Source organism: Bacillus cereus group sp. BfR-BA-01382 (assembly GCF_022663475.1).
In the GTDB taxonomy this organism is placed as follows: Bacteria; Bacillota; Bacilli; order Bacillales; family Bacillaceae_G; genus Bacillus_A; species Bacillus_A thuringiensis_S.
This window is the reverse complement of the sequence record NZ_JAKUFQ010000433.1, coordinates 1-223: the sequence shown is the minus strand read 5'-3', so window position 1 is coordinate 223 and position 223 is coordinate 1. Positions and strand designations below refer to the sequence as shown.

The following is a 223-nucleotide window of genomic DNA, read 5'->3' as shown; positions in this document are numbered from 1 at the left end:
TGTGATTCTACTACCACCTGCTGCATTGGTTGTTCTTCCACTTGTGGTTCTGCTACCACCTGCTGCATTGGTTGTTCTTCCACTTGTGGTTCTGCTACTACTTGTTGCACTAGTTGTTCTTCCACTTGTGGTTCTGCTACTACTTGTTGCACTGGTCTATTCTCTACTCGTACATTAACAGAATGCTGCATTGCATTCGCCCTAGCTGCATGTCTTTCCATTA

1 protein-coding gene is annotated in these 223 nt (G+C 44.8%); it reads right to left on the bottom strand.

What is annotated here, in order from left to right; genetic code table 11:
• Positions 1-223 (bottom strand): hypothetical protein (locus tag MR160_RS34615; protein ID WP_242299274.1); only part of this gene is annotated, 223 nt, incomplete at both ends.